This is a genomic window from Dendronalium phyllosphericum CENA369 (genome assembly GCF_016056275.1).
Classification (GTDB): domain Bacteria; phylum Cyanobacteriota; class Cyanobacteriia; order Cyanobacteriales; family Nostocaceae; genus Dendronalium; species Dendronalium phyllosphericum.
Genome location: NZ_JAECZA010000089.1, coordinates 1 through 17,263, shown reverse-complemented (window position 1 = coordinate 17,263; position 17,263 = coordinate 1). Strand labels below are relative to the sequence as shown.

Annotated in this window: 13 protein-coding genes and 1 tRNA gene; 8 read left to right on the top strand and 6 right to left on the bottom strand. The window is 41.1% G+C overall.

The window, feature by feature from the left end:
• Positions 1-122 precede the first annotated feature (122 nt).
• The 3 genes from I8752_RS18125 to I8752_RS18115 all read left to right on the top strand — a co-directional run bounded on the left by I8752_RS18125 (position 123) and on the right by I8752_RS18115 (position 2,633).
• Positions 123-1,292 carry an SDR family NAD(P)-dependent oxidoreductase gene (locus tag I8752_RS18125; protein WP_214433705.1) on the top strand — a complete coding sequence of 390 codons (1,170 nt, stop codon included), beginning with the start codon at positions 123-125 and terminating at the stop codon, positions 1,290-1,292.
• A gap of 5 nt (positions 1,293-1,297) precedes the next feature.
• Positions 1,298-1,370: transfer RNA gene (locus tag I8752_RS18120), tRNA-OTHER, on the top strand.
• Positions 1,371-1,682: 312 nt separating this feature from the next.
• Positions 1,683-2,633: a lysylphosphatidylglycerol synthase domain-containing protein gene (locus tag I8752_RS18115; RefSeq protein ID WP_214433704.1), complete on the top strand. Its 951-nt coding sequence runs from the start codon at positions 1,683-1,685 to the stop codon at positions 2,631-2,633.
• Between the two features lie 120 nt (positions 2,634-2,753).
• On the opposite strand, the gene I8752_RS18110 is transcribed toward I8752_RS18115, so the two are convergent.
• The 3 genes from I8752_RS18110 to I8752_RS18100 all read right to left on the bottom strand — a co-directional run bounded on the left by I8752_RS18110 (position 2,754) and on the right by I8752_RS18100 (position 6,286).
• Positions 2,754-3,593, bottom strand: a complete 840-nt coding sequence (locus I8752_RS18110) for a tetratricopeptide repeat protein (RefSeq protein WP_214433703.1) — start codon at positions 3,591-3,593, stop codon at positions 2,754-2,756.
• 371 nt (positions 3,594-3,964) lie between these two features.
• Complete coding sequence (locus I8752_RS18105; RefSeq protein WP_214433702.1) at positions 3,965-4,885, bottom strand: ribonuclease D; 921 nt, start codon at positions 4,883-4,885, stop codon at positions 3,965-3,967.
• Between the two features lie 555 nt (positions 4,886-5,440).
• Positions 5,441-6,286, bottom strand: coding sequence for a fasciclin domain-containing protein (locus I8752_RS18100; protein ID WP_214433701.1), 846 nt, complete (start codon positions 6,284-6,286; stop codon positions 5,441-5,443).
• An 819-nt stretch (positions 6,287-7,105) separates the two neighbouring features.
• Between I8752_RS18100 and I8752_RS18095 the strand changes: the two genes are divergently transcribed.
• The 5 genes from I8752_RS18095 to I8752_RS37415 all read left to right on the top strand — a co-directional run bounded on the left by I8752_RS18095 (position 7,106) and on the right by I8752_RS37415 (position 13,550).
• Positions 7,106-7,894 carry a glutathione S-transferase gene (locus tag I8752_RS18095; RefSeq protein ID WP_214433700.1) on the top strand — a complete coding sequence of 263 codons (789 nt, stop codon included), beginning with the start codon at positions 7,106-7,108 and terminating at the stop codon, positions 7,892-7,894.
• 248 nt (positions 7,895-8,142) lie between these two features.
• Positions 8,143-9,876, top strand: coding sequence for a helicase HerA domain-containing protein (locus I8752_RS18090; protein ID WP_214433699.1), 1,734 nt, complete (start codon positions 8,143-8,145; stop codon positions 9,874-9,876).
• 644 nt (positions 9,877-10,520) lie between these two features.
• Complete coding sequence (locus I8752_RS18085; RefSeq protein WP_214433698.1) at positions 10,521-11,504, top strand: RNA polymerase sigma factor, RpoD/SigA family; 984 nt, start codon at positions 10,521-10,523, stop codon at positions 11,502-11,504.
• A gap of 104 nt (positions 11,505-11,608) precedes the next feature.
• Positions 11,609-11,794 carry a hypothetical protein gene (locus tag I8752_RS18080; RefSeq protein WP_214433697.1) on the top strand — a complete coding sequence of 62 codons (186 nt, stop codon included), beginning with the start codon at positions 11,609-11,611 and terminating at the stop codon, positions 11,792-11,794.
• Positions 11,795-11,933: 139 nt separating this feature from the next.
• Positions 11,934-13,550, top strand: coding sequence for a caspase, EACC1-associated type (locus I8752_RS37415; protein ID WP_225895734.1), 1,617 nt, complete (start codon positions 11,934-11,936; stop codon positions 13,548-13,550).
• An 18-nt stretch (positions 13,551-13,568) separates the two neighbouring features.
• Here the strand turns inward: I8752_RS37415 and I8752_RS18070 are convergent, their stop codons facing one another.
• The 3 genes from I8752_RS18070 to coaD form a co-directional block, all read right to left on the bottom strand.
• Positions 13,569-15,410, bottom strand: a complete 1,842-nt coding sequence (locus I8752_RS18070) for a tetratricopeptide repeat protein (RefSeq protein WP_214433696.1) — start codon at positions 15,408-15,410, stop codon at positions 13,569-13,571.
• Between the two features lie 551 nt (positions 15,411-15,961).
• Positions 15,962-16,612 (bottom strand): ATP synthase subunit B family protein, encoded by a 651-nt coding sequence (locus tag I8752_RS18065; protein ID WP_214433695.1) that lies wholly within the window; start codon positions 16,610-16,612, stop codon positions 15,962-15,964.
• Positions 16,522-17,073, bottom strand: coding sequence for a pantetheine-phosphate adenylyltransferase (gene coaD, locus I8752_RS18060; RefSeq protein ID WP_214433694.1), 552 nt, complete (start codon positions 17,071-17,073; stop codon positions 16,522-16,524). Before coaD ends, I8752_RS18065 begins: the two co-directional genes overlap by 91 nt.
• Positions 17,074-17,263 lie beyond the last annotated feature (190 nt).

Genomic DNA, 17,263 nt, shown 5'->3' with positions numbered 1-17,263 from the left:
CCTACACCCTACCCCCTGCACCCCACACCCTGTTAGTGACCGTTTTAGGGTAAAAAAGATAGGACTGCTGGAGATAATACTGTTGTGTATATTCAGTTTGAAAGACTATGAACTAACAACTAATGAACAAAGCACAACGTTGCATTGTCTGCAAGACAACTTTTTTACAGAGTCATAGTTTTTACACTGGACTGTGCCTTGAGTGTGGAAATCTTAACTTCAGCAAGCGTCAACATACTGCTGATTTACGGGGTAAGATCGCTCTTGTCACAGGAGCTAGGGTCAAGATTGGTCGTGGAGTAGCGTTAAGGCTATTGCGAGATGGTGCGACTGTAATAGCAACCAGTCGTTTTCCTCATGACGCAGCAAAAAGGTACGCAGCAGAGCCAGATTTTCTCAAATGGCAAGATCGTTTGCAAATTTACGGACTCGATTTGCGCCATCTCCATAGTGTTGAACAATTTACGCAACACATTTGCAAGTTTTATCCGCAGCTAGACATTATTATTAATAATGCCGCGCAAACAGTACGTCGTCCGCCTGCATTTTATCGTCATTTAATTGAGTTTGAATCACTGTCTTTCGGGGAACTACCGCCAGAAATACAGGCGTTAGTCAGCTACGATCGTGAGGCGATCGCTGATAATTCTGGACTATTAGCTAGTACAGAAGAACAAGAAGCCACATTTGCCGAAAATTCTGCTTTCCTCTCTCAGATTCCTTTGATTCCCGAAGACAGCGCCGATAATTCGGCTTTCTTTCCTTTAGGAAAATGTACCGATGATGGGCAACAACTTGACTTGCGTCCCTTTAATAGCTGGCTGATGAAGGATGACGAAGTCAGTATTTTAGAATTACTGGAAGTTCATATAATTAATGCGATCGCTCCATTTGTGATTAACAGTAGACTCAAGCGGTTAATGAGCAACTGTAAAGAAACTAATAAATACATTATTAATGTTTCTTCAATGGAAGGGCGATTTAACGATGTTGACAAAGCTTGGCGACATCCCCACACCAATATGGCAAAGGCTGCTCTTAACCAAATGACTCGTACCTGTGCTAAAGAATACGCCAAACATCGTATTTTTATGAATGCAGTAGATCCTGGATGGATTAGCTTCCAACACCCCTACGATCGAGCAAAATCCATGCAAGAAGGTGGCGTTTATCCTCCCTTTGATGTCAATGATGCGGCTGCACGCATTTGCGATCCAATTTATTTAGGAATTAACCAAGGTAAGACACCTTTTGCTAAATTATTTAAGGATTATACAGAAATAGATTGGTAATTTCTGGCAGTGTAGCTTAATAGGTAGAGCGTTCGCCGTTCAAAGCGGAAGGCAACCGTTCGATTCGGTTCGCTGCCAGGGTAACGTAGTTCAAACAGCAGAATTCCTTGGAGCACACTAGGAGATACGGGTGCAATTCCCGTCGTTGCCCTCAAAGGTTTAAATAACTGGGTTTTTACTCAGCCCTCAGCACTCAGCACTCAGCCCTCAGCACCCAGCACTCAGCACTCAGCACTCAGCACTCAGCACTCAGCACTCAGCACTCAGCACCCAGCACTTTGCTATATCATTGAAATTCCGATTTACTTTATGAAAAATAGCTAAATTCAGTAGATTGATGCTATTGCTCAGTCACAGTAAGCTACTATTATCGCTGTTATCACAAATTGCATGAGTAAGCAAAAGCGCGGAATCAATTTAATTGTTTCATTTTTGAGTCTTCTAGTATTTATCTGTGCTTTGGTTGCAATTAGTCATCAACTAAGAAAGTATAATTACTGGGAATTATTCAATAGTATTAAAGCGATTACAAGCGAACATCTGTTGTTAGCGTTGGGATTAACAACTCTGAGTTATTTAGTACTTACAGTCTATGACATTTTAGCTTGTTATCAAATTCGTCATCCCCTGCCTTATTTAAAAATTATTATTGCAGCTTTTTTGGGTCACGCTATTAGTAACAGTGTGGGATTTGCTGTACTAACAGGTAGTGCTGTCCGCTATCGGCTTTATTATAATTGGGGATTGTCAGTTGTTGAGATTGCACAAGTAATTGCCTTTAGCAATCTTAGCTTCTGGCTAGGCTTGTTTGCTATCGGTGGGATTGCATTTCTCATTGAACCACTAACCATACCAAAACTACTACATTTACCTTTTAGTTCTGCTCATCCTTTGGCATGGATTTTTCTATCTTTAGTAATCTGCTATATATTATGCAGCTTCCGACTAAAGCAACCGTTGAAAATTCGCTCTTGGAGAGTGTCGTTTCCGTCCCCCAAATTTGCTTTGATGCAGTTAGTTGTTGCTTCTGCTGATTGGATATTAGCTGCTGGTGTTCTCTACGTTTTACTTATTGGTGTTACCAATTTATCGTATTCAGGTTTTTTTAGTATTTACTTATTGGCTCAAATAGCGGGAATTATTAGCCATGTTCCTGGAGGTCTAGGCGTATTTGAGACAGTGATTTTATGGTTTGAGGCTGATAACAACAATGTGGCTCAAGTTTTCGGTATTCTGTTAGCTTACCGATTTATTTACTACTTATTACCGCTGGGTGTAGCTATTCTACTGTTAAGTTTATACGAACTATACCAACGTTTAAAAATTCGTAAACAGCAATAGACCTCTTGCAGAAATCGGGAAAAGGGAAAGGGGAAAGGTTTGGTATTTTCCCTTTCCCCATCCCCAATAAAGATGAGTCTTTTGACCACAAGAGTGCAAAAAGCACTTTTGCTCATAGGTCTACTTAAGTTCTTTAATGTTATTCATTACTTCTTGATACAATTGATTGTTATTTTGACTTTGAAAAATCGCTGCTGCTTTTTGCAAGTCTTCTATTGCTCCTTGTTTATCTCCTTGGGCAGCACGAGCATTTCCTCGGTTATTGTAGGCAGGGCCAAAGTTACGATTGATGCGGATGGCTTGAGTATAATCCGCGATCGCTCCTTGTTTATCTCCTTGGGCAGCACGAGCATTACCTCGGTTATTGTAGGCAATGGCATAATTGGAGTCGAGAAGAATGGCTTGGTTGTAATCTTCTACAGCCCCATCTTTGTCTCCTTGGGTTGAGCGAGCATTGGCTCGGTTATTGTAAACTTCGGCGTAGTTGGGCGAAAGGCGAATGGCTTCGTTGTAATCGGCGATCGCTCCTCTATTATCTCCTTGGGCAGCGCGGGCATTTCCCCGACTGTTATAAGCTTCGGCATCGTTGGGAGAGAGGCGAATGGCTTGGTTGTAATCGGCGATCGCTTTTTGTTTGTCTCCCAAATCGAAGAAGGCTAGTCCCCGACCTTTGTATGCTGCACTATAGTCAGGATTGAGGTTAATCGCTTTAGTATAGGATGCGATCGCCGCTTGCGAGTTGCCTTGCACGTGCTGACTCTGTGCTTGAAGAAAGAATTTTCCCGCTTGGGATGTTCTAACCGCACGACGATTGGGAGGAGTAACTCCTATTTCTGTGACCAATACGTCTTTATTATTACTGCAAGACACGCTGGTAATTGCGGTCAATACAGTAACTATAGTTACGGTCAATGTTCTTTTAACCCTCACCGACTTTCGCTCAAATAACCCCAATTTCATAAGTTGCTTTAAACCGCCATTACACCTGGATTCAATTAGATCGATCTTTAATAAATTCTTGGGTTAAAGACTGATTTTAAATGTTTGTAGACGAACCCAGATCGTTAACATGACTACCCGACCTCTCTAGGTTTAATTAACACTTATTTGCTAGATTAACCGGGAAATTTAAATAATAAATTATTAAGTATCAAACTTGGCATTATGCATGAATATCAAAAGTGTTTTATCAATCACGAATATTGTTGCTTATTATACTTATCACGTATTGATATTTTTCATGTTTCTCACTTGATATTACAATGATTTTAAATTTAGGTAAGTACGTAATATAGGTCTTATTTACTTACCATTTCAGTCGCTTGGAATATCTACTCACTCTCATCTTCATTTACTTGATTTTTAGGAGTCAGTCGCCAAGCGGTGCTTATGTCAATATCTACAGAAAGTTGTTCTAGATTTTGCCCTAAATCTTTTTGGAGTTTCTGAGTTAGCGTTACAGGAAAATCTAAGTTTATACCTTGGTTTTGGACTATTTTTACTAACTCGGCAAACTGTACTTTTACAGTTTTTCGCTCGTAACCAGTTAATTTACAAAATGAAGTTTCCGATACATTTTGAGCTTGCATGGCTTTTTTAATTCGCTCTTGTAAATGCTCAAATTCGGAATTTAACAGTTTACACTGTTCTTCAATTTGAGTATATCTCGTACCAAGTGCTATTAAATCTTCCTGTTCGGCATCTGGATTACTTTCTGTTTGTAATTCTAACAAACGACTGTGTATTTGAGCAAGATAAATGCAGTCTAAGTAAGCATAATCTATTTGTTCTTCGGTTAAAGGTCGCTGTCCCCAATCGCTAGTTTGTTCTTGTTTATCAATATAATTAAAGTTACACAATACTGAAGCGAGAGTTTGGAGCTTATAGTTCGGTAAAGGTAAGAGATAGTAAGGAGTTTTTTTGGCTAATTCTAAAGTACAAGTAATATTTTTAGCTTTTTTGTTACCCAGTAATTTTACATCGTAACTAGCGTTATGAAAGACTTTTTCAATAGCAGAATCGAACATAATTTGTTCAATAAAGTTAACTACCAAATCTGGGCGATCTAAAACATCCAAAATGTAAACGCGATCGCCACTCATATCTTCGGGATCGTCTAACACTTGAATCAGGGATAATTTGGGATTGCGACTTTTATATTCAGCTACTTCTGTATCTATCCAGAGAGTTTTAGCTGTGGTATATTTTGCAACAATAGCAAGAATTTCGTTAGTGGAAGTTAAGTATGGCATTAGCTAAGGCTTCTCGAACTAAACTTTGCTCTCAGGTTTTAAAGTTACTAGACTTTTAAGCTTCGTTGTAAATTGTGTATGAGGAAGCAGTGGGGCACAGGCAAGGCTTCGCGGAAAAAGGGAAATGGGTAATGGGAAAAGAATTAAATAAAGTTCTGCCCCTTTCCCTTTAACCTTTACCCTAATGGCACTAAGAAAAGGTGAAACCTCGCTTTTGGCAGGGTGTGGCGCAACGGGTGTTGGGTGTAGTGTTTAACAGAATTGAATTTTAGTTGCGTCAAAGAAAAAACATCTTCTTAAGTCCCTACACCCTACACCCCACACCCCAAAGCCAGTTAGCTCCGGGGTTTGCGATTAACTTAGTGCCATTCCCCTTTACCCCTTACCCTTTTCTCCTGACTAATTACTACTAACAACTGACTGTTGTACAGACGTGATTAATCGCGTCTGTACTCTATAAAAAACCCCATCCAGAATTAAAATCTGAACGGGTTTTTTCTGTAAAATTTTTATTCCCAAGGTATTCTTATTAGAGATTTTACCCGTACTATCAAATTACAAGTCTGGAGGTAAAATCACTTGGTCGATCGCATGAATAACACCATTGCTGCCTTGGATATCTGGTTGAATCACTTTAGCATCGTTTACTGTTACGCCAGTAGCAGGATCGACTTTAACGTTGATTGCACCGCCTTCAATACTTTTCACTTCGCCAGACTTCAAATCTGTAGATAACACTTTACCAGCTACAACATGGTAAGTTAGGAGTTTTACCAGTACTTCTTTATTTTCTGGCTTTAACAAATCTCGCAGAGCGTCTTGTGGTAATTTGGCAAACGCAGCATCAGTAGGTGCGAAAACGGTTAAATTATCTTTGCCTTGGAAAGCGCCTGTTAATCCAGCTGCTTTTAAGGCTTTAGTCAGGGTTTTAAAGGAGCTATTTGACTCTGCCAATGCTAACAAAGTTTTGCTTTGAGTACTACTTGTCCCTCCGGGTGGTTTTGGAGTGGGTGTCTCAGGGGACGGTACTGGTGTTGGAGGTGTGGCTTCTGGAGCGGGGGTGGTAGGAGTTGGTGCAGTTTCGCTAGGTGGTGTAGTGCCACCACCACGATTATAAGGAGGCTCGTTAAAAATACTAGGTCTAGGATTTGTTGCTCCGCTTCCGCTAGTCTGCGATACTTTTTTATTAGGTTTTTTGCCTTTTTCTAAAGCAATCTCAGCAGGAGTGTATGAGGTGTTTGCCAGAAAGCGTTGATTGTTATAGGTAGCCTCGTTAAAAATACTGGGGTTAGGATTTGTTGCCTCTTTTGCTCCAGATGGTAAAGTAATTAGGAGACTAGTACTCACTACTCCTACTACACTTGCCAAATTGGTCAGCAATTTGCTGTAATTACCTTTCATAAATTTTGTTTGTCTTGATTTTAGACTTGTCACATAAAGACTTATAACATTTTGCTAGCCCAAAAATCTAACCATCGTAGTAATATTTTTGCTCTAGAAGTAGAATCTGCTTGTATGCTTAAGTACCGAGGTATCTAGAGTATCAAGATAATTTGAATTGAGTAAATTTACTTCTGATATTTGCTTGTAAATTTTATTCAGCAAGATTGTAATACTCGCTTACACGAGGTAAATACTATAAAAACCTACGTTACTAGCTCAAAGTAGATAACTAGCAATGATTGCATAACCACAAAAATTTCAATTAATTAGTAAACTAGTATACAGAAATTTGGAAAAATCTGAGAAATTGGCAAAAGTAACAATTTACTTACAGCAGATTGCAGGTAAATGAGGTACAAATTCTCAGAAAAAAGTCATATAACAAGAGACTTTCAATCCTGTTCCCCGTTCCCTATTTCCTGTTCCCTGCTGTATGTATCAGCTTATTCAGCAGAGATGTCTGTACGCTGAAATGAAATAGCTAAAATCAATACATTGTCAAAACTGGATATTAATAGTGATAGAAATGAAAGTTACTCGTTCAATTGAAAAACTGACAAGCTAAGTTTATCTATATCGGTTTAGTTATCATTTGATATTTTAATTAATCAAAAAATTTATTTTTAGCAAAATTAGTGAATTGCCAAAAAATTGTGAAAAAGATAAACTATTTTGGTAATTAATTTTGCGAAATATCGATTAATTTACCAGGAAATTTACTTGAACTAAAGATACAATTATAAAGTTGATTCACCAATTAGGTAAAAGGTATACAACATGCTGGAATTATACCAATGGGAACTATCTCAATACTCAGAAAAAGTCCGTTTAATTCTAGATTATAAAGGGCTAGATTACCGGAAAATAGAGGTTACACCTGGGGTTGGACAAGTAGAACTGTTTCGGTTGACTGGTCAACGACAAGTGCCAGTGTTGAAGGATGGTAATAAATATATTGCTGATTCCACAGAAATAGCTAAGTATTTAGACTTAAAATATCCCGATCGCCCGCTGATACCACAAGACCCTAAACAACGGGGTTTAACTTTATTAATAGAAGAATGGGCGGATGAATCAATAGGTATCAAAAGCAGAAAGGCTTTATTTTCTGCCATTAGTCAAGATCAAAATTTCCGCAAATCCTTATTACCTACATCTACACCGGATGTACTAAAAAATTTGGTGAAAGGAGTGCCTAACGATATACTCACAGTTTTGGGTTTAGGGGTAGGATATAGCCCAGATGTCATCAAGTCAGCGATCGCGGATTTAAAGCAAGACCTAGAAGCATTAACTTTATTACTGGCAGATAGTCCCTATTTAACAGGAGATGAGCCTACCTTAGCCGACCTTGCAGTGGCGGGTTTATCTATTTTATTAAAATTTCCTAACGGGCCTTATCTCGATTTACCAGCATCAATTAGAGGTAAAGGAGTACCAGCGTTGGTAAATAATCCCGATTATGAACTATTTTTTACTTGGCGCGATCGCCTTTATGCCCAATTTCGCAAGCCATTAATCGGTTCCACAACTGGAAGCGCACCAACTTCAATTCAAATTGAATAGTAATGGTGAAATGAGAGATGAGGAAGAGAGTAGGAGAAGCAAGGGAAGCAAAATAAATAAAGCAACTGACCCTTCGGGTTCGGCAGTTGCTTCAAGTCGGGGAACCCGACGACACTTGCTTCAACGCGGGGAACCCGCGCAACGCAGTGTCTCCCCAACGCACTGCCTTACAACTGACAACTGACAACTGAAAACTGACTCAGCACTCAGCACTCATCATTACTGACAACTAACTATTGACTAATCAAATGAATTCGGCACAACCACCATTAGGTTCGGTAATTCAAGGTTCTCTGACGGGGGGGTTAGAAGTACGGTTACACCCGGATATTTCTGTTGAAGATATGCGGGTGGGTAAGTTTTTAGTTGTGCAAGGGGTGCGATCGCGTTTTTTCTGTATGCTTACAGATGTGGCGCTGGGAGCTGCTAACGCACGAATTATTGCTAATCCCCCCGAATGGCAAGACACTTTTTTACGAGAAGTTTTAGCTGGAAGTGGTACATACGGTACTATCAACCTCTCGCCAATGTTGATGTTCACCCCCGAATCTGAGGAATCTTTCTCACCTACAAATGGCAAATCTGTAAATCCTTTCGTTCCATCGACAACGGCTTTGGCATCATTTCAACCCCAAACCAGTACCACGATGGAATTATTGCCAGTTAAAACTATTCCTAGCCACTTTAGCCAAGTTTACGAAGCAAGCGTTGATGATTTTCGCCGCGTATTTGGTTGGGAAGACGACCCCCAAAGGCGGAATTTTTCCATCGGCAAACCACTCGATATGGATGTGCCAGTATGTATCGATTTAAACCGCTTTGTCGAACGTAGCAATGGCGTTTTTGGTAAATCTGGTACTGGCAAATCATTTTTGACACGCTTACTTTTAGCTGGCGTTATCCGCAAAAATGCTGCCGTCAACCTAATTTTTGATATGCATTCTGAGTATGGTTGGGAAGCAGTAGCGGAAGGCAAGAATGTTAATACTGTTAAAGGTTTAAAGCAATTATTTCCTGGTAGAGTCGAAGTCTATACCCTCGACCCCGAATCGACAAAACGCCGAGGTGTGCGCGATTCTCAAGAACTTTATTTGAGTTACGAGCAAATTGAAGTTGAAGATATTAAGTTATGCAGCCGGGATTTAGGACTTTCCGATGCAGCTTTAGATAATGCCAACATTTTATATAGTGAGTTCGGCAAGTCTTGGATTGTCCAGCTGCTGAATATGACTAACGAAGAAATCGAGATGTTCTGTGACGAGAAGCGGGGACATAAAGGGTCGATTATGGCATTGCAGCGCAAACTATTACGTATGGATAGTTTGAAGTATATGCGAGCGGTTTGTCCTCAAAATTATATTAATAAAATTTTGCAATCATTAGAAGCTGGGAAAAACGTCGTCGTCGAGTTTGGTTCCCAGTCAAATATGCTTTCTTACATGTTGGTAACAAACATGATTACTCGACGCATTCACGAGCATTATGTCAAGAAAGCAGACAAATTCTTGCAAAGCAAAAATCCCAACGATCGCCCAACACCATTAATGATTACAATTGAAGAAGCGCATCGTTTTCTTGACCCTGCAATAGTCCAAAGTACAATCTTTGGCACAATCGCCCGCGAACTGCGGAAATATTTCGTAACACTATTAGTAGTCGATCAACGCCCATCAGGGATAGATAATGAAGTTATGTCCCAGATTGGAACTCGCATCACCGCCTTACTTAATGATGAAAAAGACATTGATGCAATTTTTACAGGTGTATCTGGTGCAGGCGGGCTGCGATCGGTATTAGCAAAGTTAGACTCCAAGCAACAAGCTTTGATTTTGGGTCATGCTGTTCCCATGCCAGTGGTAGTGCGTACTCGTCCTTATGACTCAGTTTTCTACGCAGAAATTGGCGATCCTGCTTGGGAAGAAAAGCCAGATGAAGAAGTCTTCGCTGCTGCGGAACTAGCTAAAGCTGACCTTGGTTTTTAGAGACGCGATTAATCGCGTCTGTACAAGAGTCAGTTGTCAGTTGCTGGTTACTAGAAGGCAACAGGCTAGAGTCAATAGTTATTTCCCGTGTCACCCTTGTCAGTTGTATTAGAGTTTATGACCACTGACTATTAACCACTGACCACTGACCACTGACTAATTCGTAACATCCGTCCATTATCACAGTTAGCTAAGTTCGGTTATCTCGCTACGACTAGGCAACTGTTAATGGGGTTTTGCCGTCACTATATATATATGAGCGATCGCAACGAACTTTAATATAAAGTTTGGCAACGAGACAGTTTTGCATTATAATTTTAGCCCTTCTAAGCTACTTTACTATTTGCCTAATTTGTCTTATTATAAGAAAGTAGAAGTCATACCGACTTCGGCTTTTTGGCTACTGCAAGCGACTCAAAAAAAAGAATTCTCAAGAATAAACCAGCGTGTGCTTCTAAAGAAATAAAAATCTATGAATTAGGGAGGGTAGGGGAACCTATCTCAAGGAAGCCGCTTCTTAAAAACGGACGTAATAATATATATTCCTGTGGTAGCGCCCTATGTTCCGTGATATATGTACTACCTTTTTCAATTCACTTAGTTATTAAATATTCATTGTGTTTACGGAGTAGAGGAACGCACCAATGCCCACTGTTAACACCCAAAACGAAAACCTCAACACCAAATTCACGGCTGATATGGTGCGAACCTATCTGCGAGAAATTGGTCGCGTACCGTTGCTGACCCGCGAACAAGAGATTGTTTATGGCAAGCAAGTACAACAAATGATGAAGCTTCTGGATGCTAAAGAAGCTTTGGCGAAAAAACTAGATCGCGAACCGAGCTTGACAGAGTGGGCCGACCACGTGCGTCAGCCCGAAACTGAGGTGAAACAGACAGTTGCTCAAGGTAAGCGAGCCAAGCAAAAGATGATTGAAGCGAATCTGCGCTTAGTAGTTGCGATCGCCAAGAAGTATCAGAAGCGAAATATGGAATTTCTGGATTTGATCCAGGAAGGAACTTTAGGATTAGAGCGGGGTGTAGAGAAATTTGACCCGACACGGGGTTATAAATTCTCGACCTATGCCTACTGGTGGATTCGGCAAGCAATTACGCGAGCGATCGCCCAGCAAGGTCGTACTATCCGCTTACCTATCCACATTACCGAAAAACTGAACAAAATCAAGAAAGTCCAGCGCGAACTAGCTCAAACCTTGGGGCGATCGCCTTCTCCTGCGGAAATTGCCAAAGAATTGGAATTAGAACCGACTCAGATCCGCGAATATCTGAATATGGCGCGTCAACCAGTTTCTTTGGATGTGCGGGTTGGTGATAACCAAGATACCGAGTTGCAAGAAATGCTCGAAGATGAAGGCCCATCACCAGAGCATTACACTACTCAAGAGTTCTTGCGCCAAGACTTGAACACCTTGTTGGCAGAACTAACTCCTCAACAAAGAGAAGTTTTGGCCCTGCGCTTTGGTTTAGAAGATGGTAACGAAATGTCCTTGGCGAAAGTTGGCGAGAGATTGAATCTCAGCCGCGAACGCGTCCGCCAGTTGGAACACCAAGCTCTTGCTCATCTACGCCGTCGCCGTGCCAACGTCAAAGAGTATGTTGCAAGCTAAAAGTTATGTGCTTTTAGTGGTGACGCGCCTCCTGAATTCAGGGGGCGATTTTTTTGTTTTGATAATTCCATATCCAGGTCAATTTATATTTACGTTTCTAAACAATGCCCGATCGCAAAGGTAAACCCGAAAATTTTGGTAATCCACCAAGTAAAGAATTAACTGAGCAATTGAGCTTTCGTGTCACTAAAGAGATGAAAGAAGAGGTAAAAGCACAAGATGACCCTCCGGAATTTTGCCGTCAAGCAATTCAGAAAGCACTAGATGAAAAGAAGGGGAAAGATAAGTAGGTTTTAAATATTAGTTTAATAATGCGATCGCCCGTAAATTTGAGACTCATGAAAAGGGGCGATCGCTTTTAGATTTTGATACCGTCTAAAATATACAATTAGGCAAGTTTGAGCGTTTTAACGTAAATAAGCAAGCAAAATGGCAAAGTATGCATTGCTGATTGGGGTTAGTGAATATCAATCTCAAGAGATAAATCAGTTACCTGGTGTCGTTAAAGATATCCAAGCAATGCAACTTATTTTACAGAACCCAGAGATCGGTGGGTTTTATGAAGTCAAATTTTTGCTTAATCCTGATTCCATCACCATGCAGTCAGAAATTGAGCAGTTGTTCATGGAAAGATGTCAAAAAGATGACATAGTAATGCTCTATTTTTCTGGACATGGCTACAGACACGAAGACGGGAATCTGTTTTTTATCGCCCACAACACCCAAATCAACCCTGAAGGTTTACCGAGAATTGCAACAGCAGTAGATGCCAAGTTTATCCACGAACGTTACATGAGCCGTAGCAGGTCTCGGCGACAGGTGCTAATTCTTGACTGCTGCTTTAGCGGAGCATTTGCTGAAAGTATGAGCGCGAAAAAACTTGTTTCTTTGAGTATTAATGATGAAATTGCTCAACAATTAGGTGGTGAGGGTAGAGCTGTATTAACCTCTTCAACAGCTACACAACAATCGTTTGAAGATTCGGGAGGTGGAGTTTACACCCGCTATTTGATTGAAGGTCTGGAAACGGGGGTCGCTGACACTGACAACGATGGCGTGATTACGGTAGCTGAACTGCATGAATATGCCAAGCGCAAAGTGCAGGAAGCAAGACCAGCGATGAAGCCGGAAATCTTTGCAGTTCGGGAAGGTTATACAATCCGTCTAGCAAAAGCACCAATAGGCGACCCCCAGTTAGAGTATCGCAAGGAAGTAGAGGAACTTATCAGAAATGGTTGTGTTTCAGTTGTAGGACGCAGGATTCTTAATCGTAGGCGAAATGAATTGAGATTACAGTCTGAAGTTGCTGCGGCGATAGAAGAGGAAGTTTTAAAACCATTTCGTGAGTTTGAGGAAAGCTTACGGGAATACGAACAAGCACTAGTTGAGGCTTTGGAAGAGGAACCAGTTCTCAATAACTGGACTCGCAAGGAGTTGAAGCGATTACAACAACTTCTTAAGCTTCGAGATGAGGATATTGCACCCATACACCAAAGCTTAATTCCTTCTCAGTCTATCTCAACAACTGATGCTATTTCCCAGCAGCAGACACCGACACCCACGCCTCGACTAATACCACCCTACGAAGATGACCTCAGTTTAGAAAAAGGTATAGACTATACCAAATTGCGGGATTTACTAAAAGCAGGAGAGTGGAAACAAGCAGATTCTGAAACCTATGTGGTGATGCTTGAAGCACTAGGGCGTAGGGAAAATGACTGGATTGGGGGCGAAGAACTATTAAACTTTCCTTGTCCTGACCTCCGCACAATTGACCGCCTATGGCTCGAATATAGCGATAGGCGCTTCGGCTTTAGCGTCCAAAAAGAAATTTACTTGAGTGTCGGTGGAAAGGCTGATGGCCAGTATGATGAAGAAGCTTGGAGAATGCTTTGCGATCGCGTGGGATGGACAGTAAATAATAGGTACTACACCCAACTCATTTTTAATACCTCGGCATCTAGTGGACACCTTCCTTCGATAACATCTAGAGACTGGTGGTTGGCGGCCTGTCTATTATCTCGCGTAGTGACTTGTCAAGCTTAACTTAATATTTTTTTGCTGCTATATATCTCGCTTATATTGTTCTAATAATTGTGGAATGTAATCGTACCCATCCACACCAATAATCGAAATAATTTTAGTTCTGTGTTGCTGTAAGAAACTTTGGAAAGTTTCTACTCCTATTTGAACTTGTAAAATTGTTAATAATCGCGCTGGTTGCCGCCATTCATTAGATGCAATTTGCTGTAAAAGATACATTCCTAAGCTACCTGTATAAATAGCTTTTTCAGAATTTTGCAAACGATAATAAGCATCTGCCAAGTTAGCTAAATTCCGTCCTTGGAGATACAAATCGCCGGAAATTTGTGCTGTCTTAAAACCGTTTTCTAAATATTTAATTGCATTTTCTGGTTGTCCAATTACTAAATAGGCAATGCCTAAACTACTGAAACATAAAGCTTTACTTTGAATATCGCCTAGTTGTTCCGATAACTTTAAACCTTGCTCTAAATAATTAATTGCTGTTTCATAAGTTTCTGGCTCTAGCTGTTCCTGCTTTTGGGCTTCCATGACTTCGCTGTAACCCAAATTTACCAGTGCATTTGCTTCTCCTGTGCGATCGCCTGCTTGGCGACTCAAAATCAATGCTCTTTGGCTATTATTAATTGCCTCGGTATAATTTTGCTCTTGCACGTATGTACGGCTTAAGTGATTGAGATTGGCAATTTCACAAGGGCGATCGCCTGCATTTCTGGCTATCTCTAACGCTTGCTGGTGAAATTGGATAGAGCGTTTATATTGTCCCAAAGCACGCTGCGAAGACCCTAAAAGTGTTAGAATTCGCGCCTTCTCCTGGGTTTTCTCGACTTGCCGCAGCGGTTCATCTAAGTAATCTAAAGCATCTCGCAAATAAGTACCAGAAAAAGAAGCGAAAATCCCGCCGTAAAGGGGAAAATATGGACGCAACGCAAAGTTTCGCAGAATCTGGAGCATGATTTGAGAAGCGCCATTGCTGTACGCTACCGTACTTTGAAAACCACTTGCTAGCTGACTCCAAATCACAGCAAACGTCAAGAACGTGGAAATCGATAACTTTGACCCTGCCTGCACGTTGTAAGCTTGTTGGTCGAACCAGTTGACTAATCCCCGTTGCACGTACTGTAAAATTAATGCCATTTCTACCCAGTCAGCTAAAGTTATGCTGCTTTGGTGTTGGGCAAATTCAATGGCAGATTGTTCCATTGCTAGGGTGCGAAACAGTGCTTGGGGTAACTCACTTTTAACTTGCTTTGCCCAAGTTGCCCAAGGGCCTTGTTCTCCTGGTACGCCGCCAAACCCCAAATCGCGATTTTGCTCGTACATCCAACTTATCAAATGGTCTTGTAGTTGTTGCCATGTAGCTAAACCACGGGTAATCCCTTGGGATAGTTGCTGTAAATCCGAATCTGCCTGAGCGAATTGTTGTAAAGCTTTTGACAACTGCTGTAGTTGTTGGACATTCAATAGCTGCTTCTGATTTGAGTCAGTAAAACGCAAAAATGTTGCCAGACGTTCATCTGGTGCGGCTGTAGTAATTTCTCTAGCGGCAGTGGCGATCGCTTCTGTGGCTTTATTTTGCTCTCCATAGCGTTGCCATTGACTCTGGATAGTCTTAATTGCCCTCAAACTCCGGGTAGCCTTAGCTTTTTTGAGTTCATCTTTTTCACTATCTACTTGGCTTTGGATAGCACTGAAGCGATCGCTCAAAACCAATTCAAATACTTCCCCAGTACCGGAAGTAATACCTTTTTGCAATTTTTGATACACCATTTCTCCAGAGCTAATCTTGCCTTGGAGGGTGAGTTGAATGATTTCGTCGATGAGGGCGAGGTAGCGATCGCGCAATGGCAGAGATTCTGACACTTTAGCTGCTGGAAAACGTTACATTAATTCTAATTCTAGGACATTGGGTGGAGGAGCGCAGGAGAGGGGTTTTTGTTGCTCATCCGGATAGATTCGAGCAATTATAGGAATCCGCTGTGATTCGGAGAATTTATCTGCGTAGGCAGGGAACAGGAAAGAAGGGAGTAGAGGAGTACTGATTTTTTTCAAAAATCACAGCTGAGATATTAGATGAAAAAGTATGTAACTGAAGCGATCGCATTCATAACTGGTGGCGCTAAGATATCCAGTTTTGTTGCTACCACTTTGCCAACATTAATTAATAGGACTTATAAGTAGATGGACATAATTAAATGTAAGATGCCAACTTATGAAACCTTGTCATCAACTGACTTTTCCCTTCTGCTTTCTGCCTTCTGCCTCCTGCCTTCTACTTACCAATTCTCTAAAATCCGGCAACATAAGTAAGTGCCAAATGGAGTAATACTGTTTCACTGTAAGGTTGATACAAATGATAGCAGAGGGGCAAAGGAGAAATTATTTGTATCTTTGATTTGATGAAATGGTATAATCTACCTCCTCTTAGAGGAAGGTGAATCGGCTCGTAGTTGTTGCCGTCCGTTAGTGATAATTCTTAACATATCTTGAAGGTCTTGTTCGATACCTTCGAGGACACTATCAGCATATTCATCAGCACCATTTTCAATTTCTTGAGCTTGAGCGATCGCAGTTTTTCGCATTTCTTCTAATTCTTGCTGGCAGGCACGCCGCTTTAACTCAATTTCAGCGAGGGTTTCTTGCATCATTGCCTCACACTCTTTTTGCACCTGTTGCCGCAGTTGTTCGGCTTCTCGTTCTGCCTGCTTGGTAATCTCGCTTTCAGCCAAAATTTGCGCTCTTTTTGCTTGGGCTGCCTCAACAATTTGCTGCCCATACTCTTCAGCTTCCAGTAGAACTTCCTCTTTTTGTTCTAGGATAACTGCTGCTTCCTGAAAAACTGATGGCAAAGAAAGCCTGATGAAATCAAGTTGCTCCAACAATATTTCTTCGTCTATTATTGTGCGTCCCGTCAGCGGAATACGCAGGCCATCAAGAATCAAATCTTCCAAACGGTTGAGTTCTTGTTGAATATCTACGCTTCCAGATCCGTTGGCAGACTCTGGAGAGGGGGGATAGCTTCCGTTTTGATTGGGTTCAGTATTGGAGAGGTGTGGTTGTAGCATTTGTATATATCTAGGGCAATGTGGGGGGGAACGAGATGATCGACAGAACCACCAAATCTTGCAATCTCTTTTACCACACTACTACTTAAAAAACTATACTCATTTGATGTTGCTAGAAAAACAGTCTCTATTTGAGTGGAAATTGTTTTATTAGTATGAGCCATCTGTAGCTCTACTTCAAAATCGGAAATTGCCCTTAAGCCTCTTAGTAAAACTTGTGCTTGTCGCTTTTGGGCGTAGTTGACTGTCAAACCATCAAAGCTGTCGGCTTCTACATTAGGTAGATGTCGCGTAGCTACACGAATCTGTTCTAAGCGTTGCTGCACAGTAAAAAGTGGTACTTTATTAGGGTTACGCAGTACAGCAACAATCACCTGCTCAAATAGCCGACTACCACGCTGAATGATGTCAAGGTGACCTAAAGTGATGGGGTCAAAGCTACCGGGATAAATAGCAATCACAGTATTTTAGATACATCAAAACTGCTTGGGTAATTATATCGAACCCTTGTTGAATCCTGACGAACCAATATTTTTGCTTAAGAAATCAAAAGATTAGTCAGTTCTCGTACAGACGCGATTAATCGCGTCTGTACAAGAGTCAGTATATTATTCTTGTTGCTTCCCCTACTCCCCCTGCTCCCCCTGCTCC

Excerpts from the sequence above, each read along its gene's own strand:
- I8752_RS18065 (WP_214433695.1), bottom strand. The coding sequence starts at position 16,612 with ATGCTACAACCACACCTCTCCAATACTGAACCCAATCAAAACGGAAGC.
- I8752_RS18115 (WP_214433704.1), top strand. The coding sequence starts at position 1,683 with ATGAGTAAGCAAAAGCGCGGAATCAATTTAATTGTTTCATTTTTGAGT.
- I8752_RS18085 (WP_214433698.1), top strand. The coding sequence starts at position 10,521 with ATGCCCACTGTTAACACCCAAAACGAAAACCTCAACACCAAATTCACG.
- I8752_RS18105 (WP_214433702.1), bottom strand. The coding sequence starts at position 4,885 with ATGCCATACTTAACTTCCACTAACGAAATTCTTGCTATTGTTGCAAAA.
- I8752_RS18100 (WP_214433701.1), bottom strand. The coding sequence starts at position 6,286 with ATGAAAGGTAATTACAGCAAATTGCTGACCAATTTGGCAAGTGTAGTA.
- I8752_RS18095 (WP_214433700.1), top strand. The coding sequence starts at position 7,106 with ATGCTGGAATTATACCAATGGGAACTATCTCAATACTCAGAAAAAGTC.
- I8752_RS37415 (WP_225895734.1), top strand. The coding sequence starts at position 11,934 with ATGGCAAAGTATGCATTGCTGATTGGGGTTAGTGAATATCAATCTCAA.
- I8752_RS18125 (WP_214433705.1), top strand. The coding sequence starts at position 123 with ATGAACAAAGCACAACGTTGCATTGTCTGCAAGACAACTTTTTTACAG.
- I8752_RS18080 (WP_214433697.1), top strand. The coding sequence starts at position 11,609 with ATGCCCGATCGCAAAGGTAAACCCGAAAATTTTGGTAATCCACCAAGT.
- I8752_RS18110 (WP_214433703.1), bottom strand. The coding sequence starts at position 3,593 with ATGAAATTGGGGTTATTTGAGCGAAAGTCGGTGAGGGTTAAAAGAACA.
- I8752_RS18090 (WP_214433699.1), top strand. The coding sequence starts at position 8,143 with ATGAATTCGGCACAACCACCATTAGGTTCGGTAATTCAAGGTTCTCTG.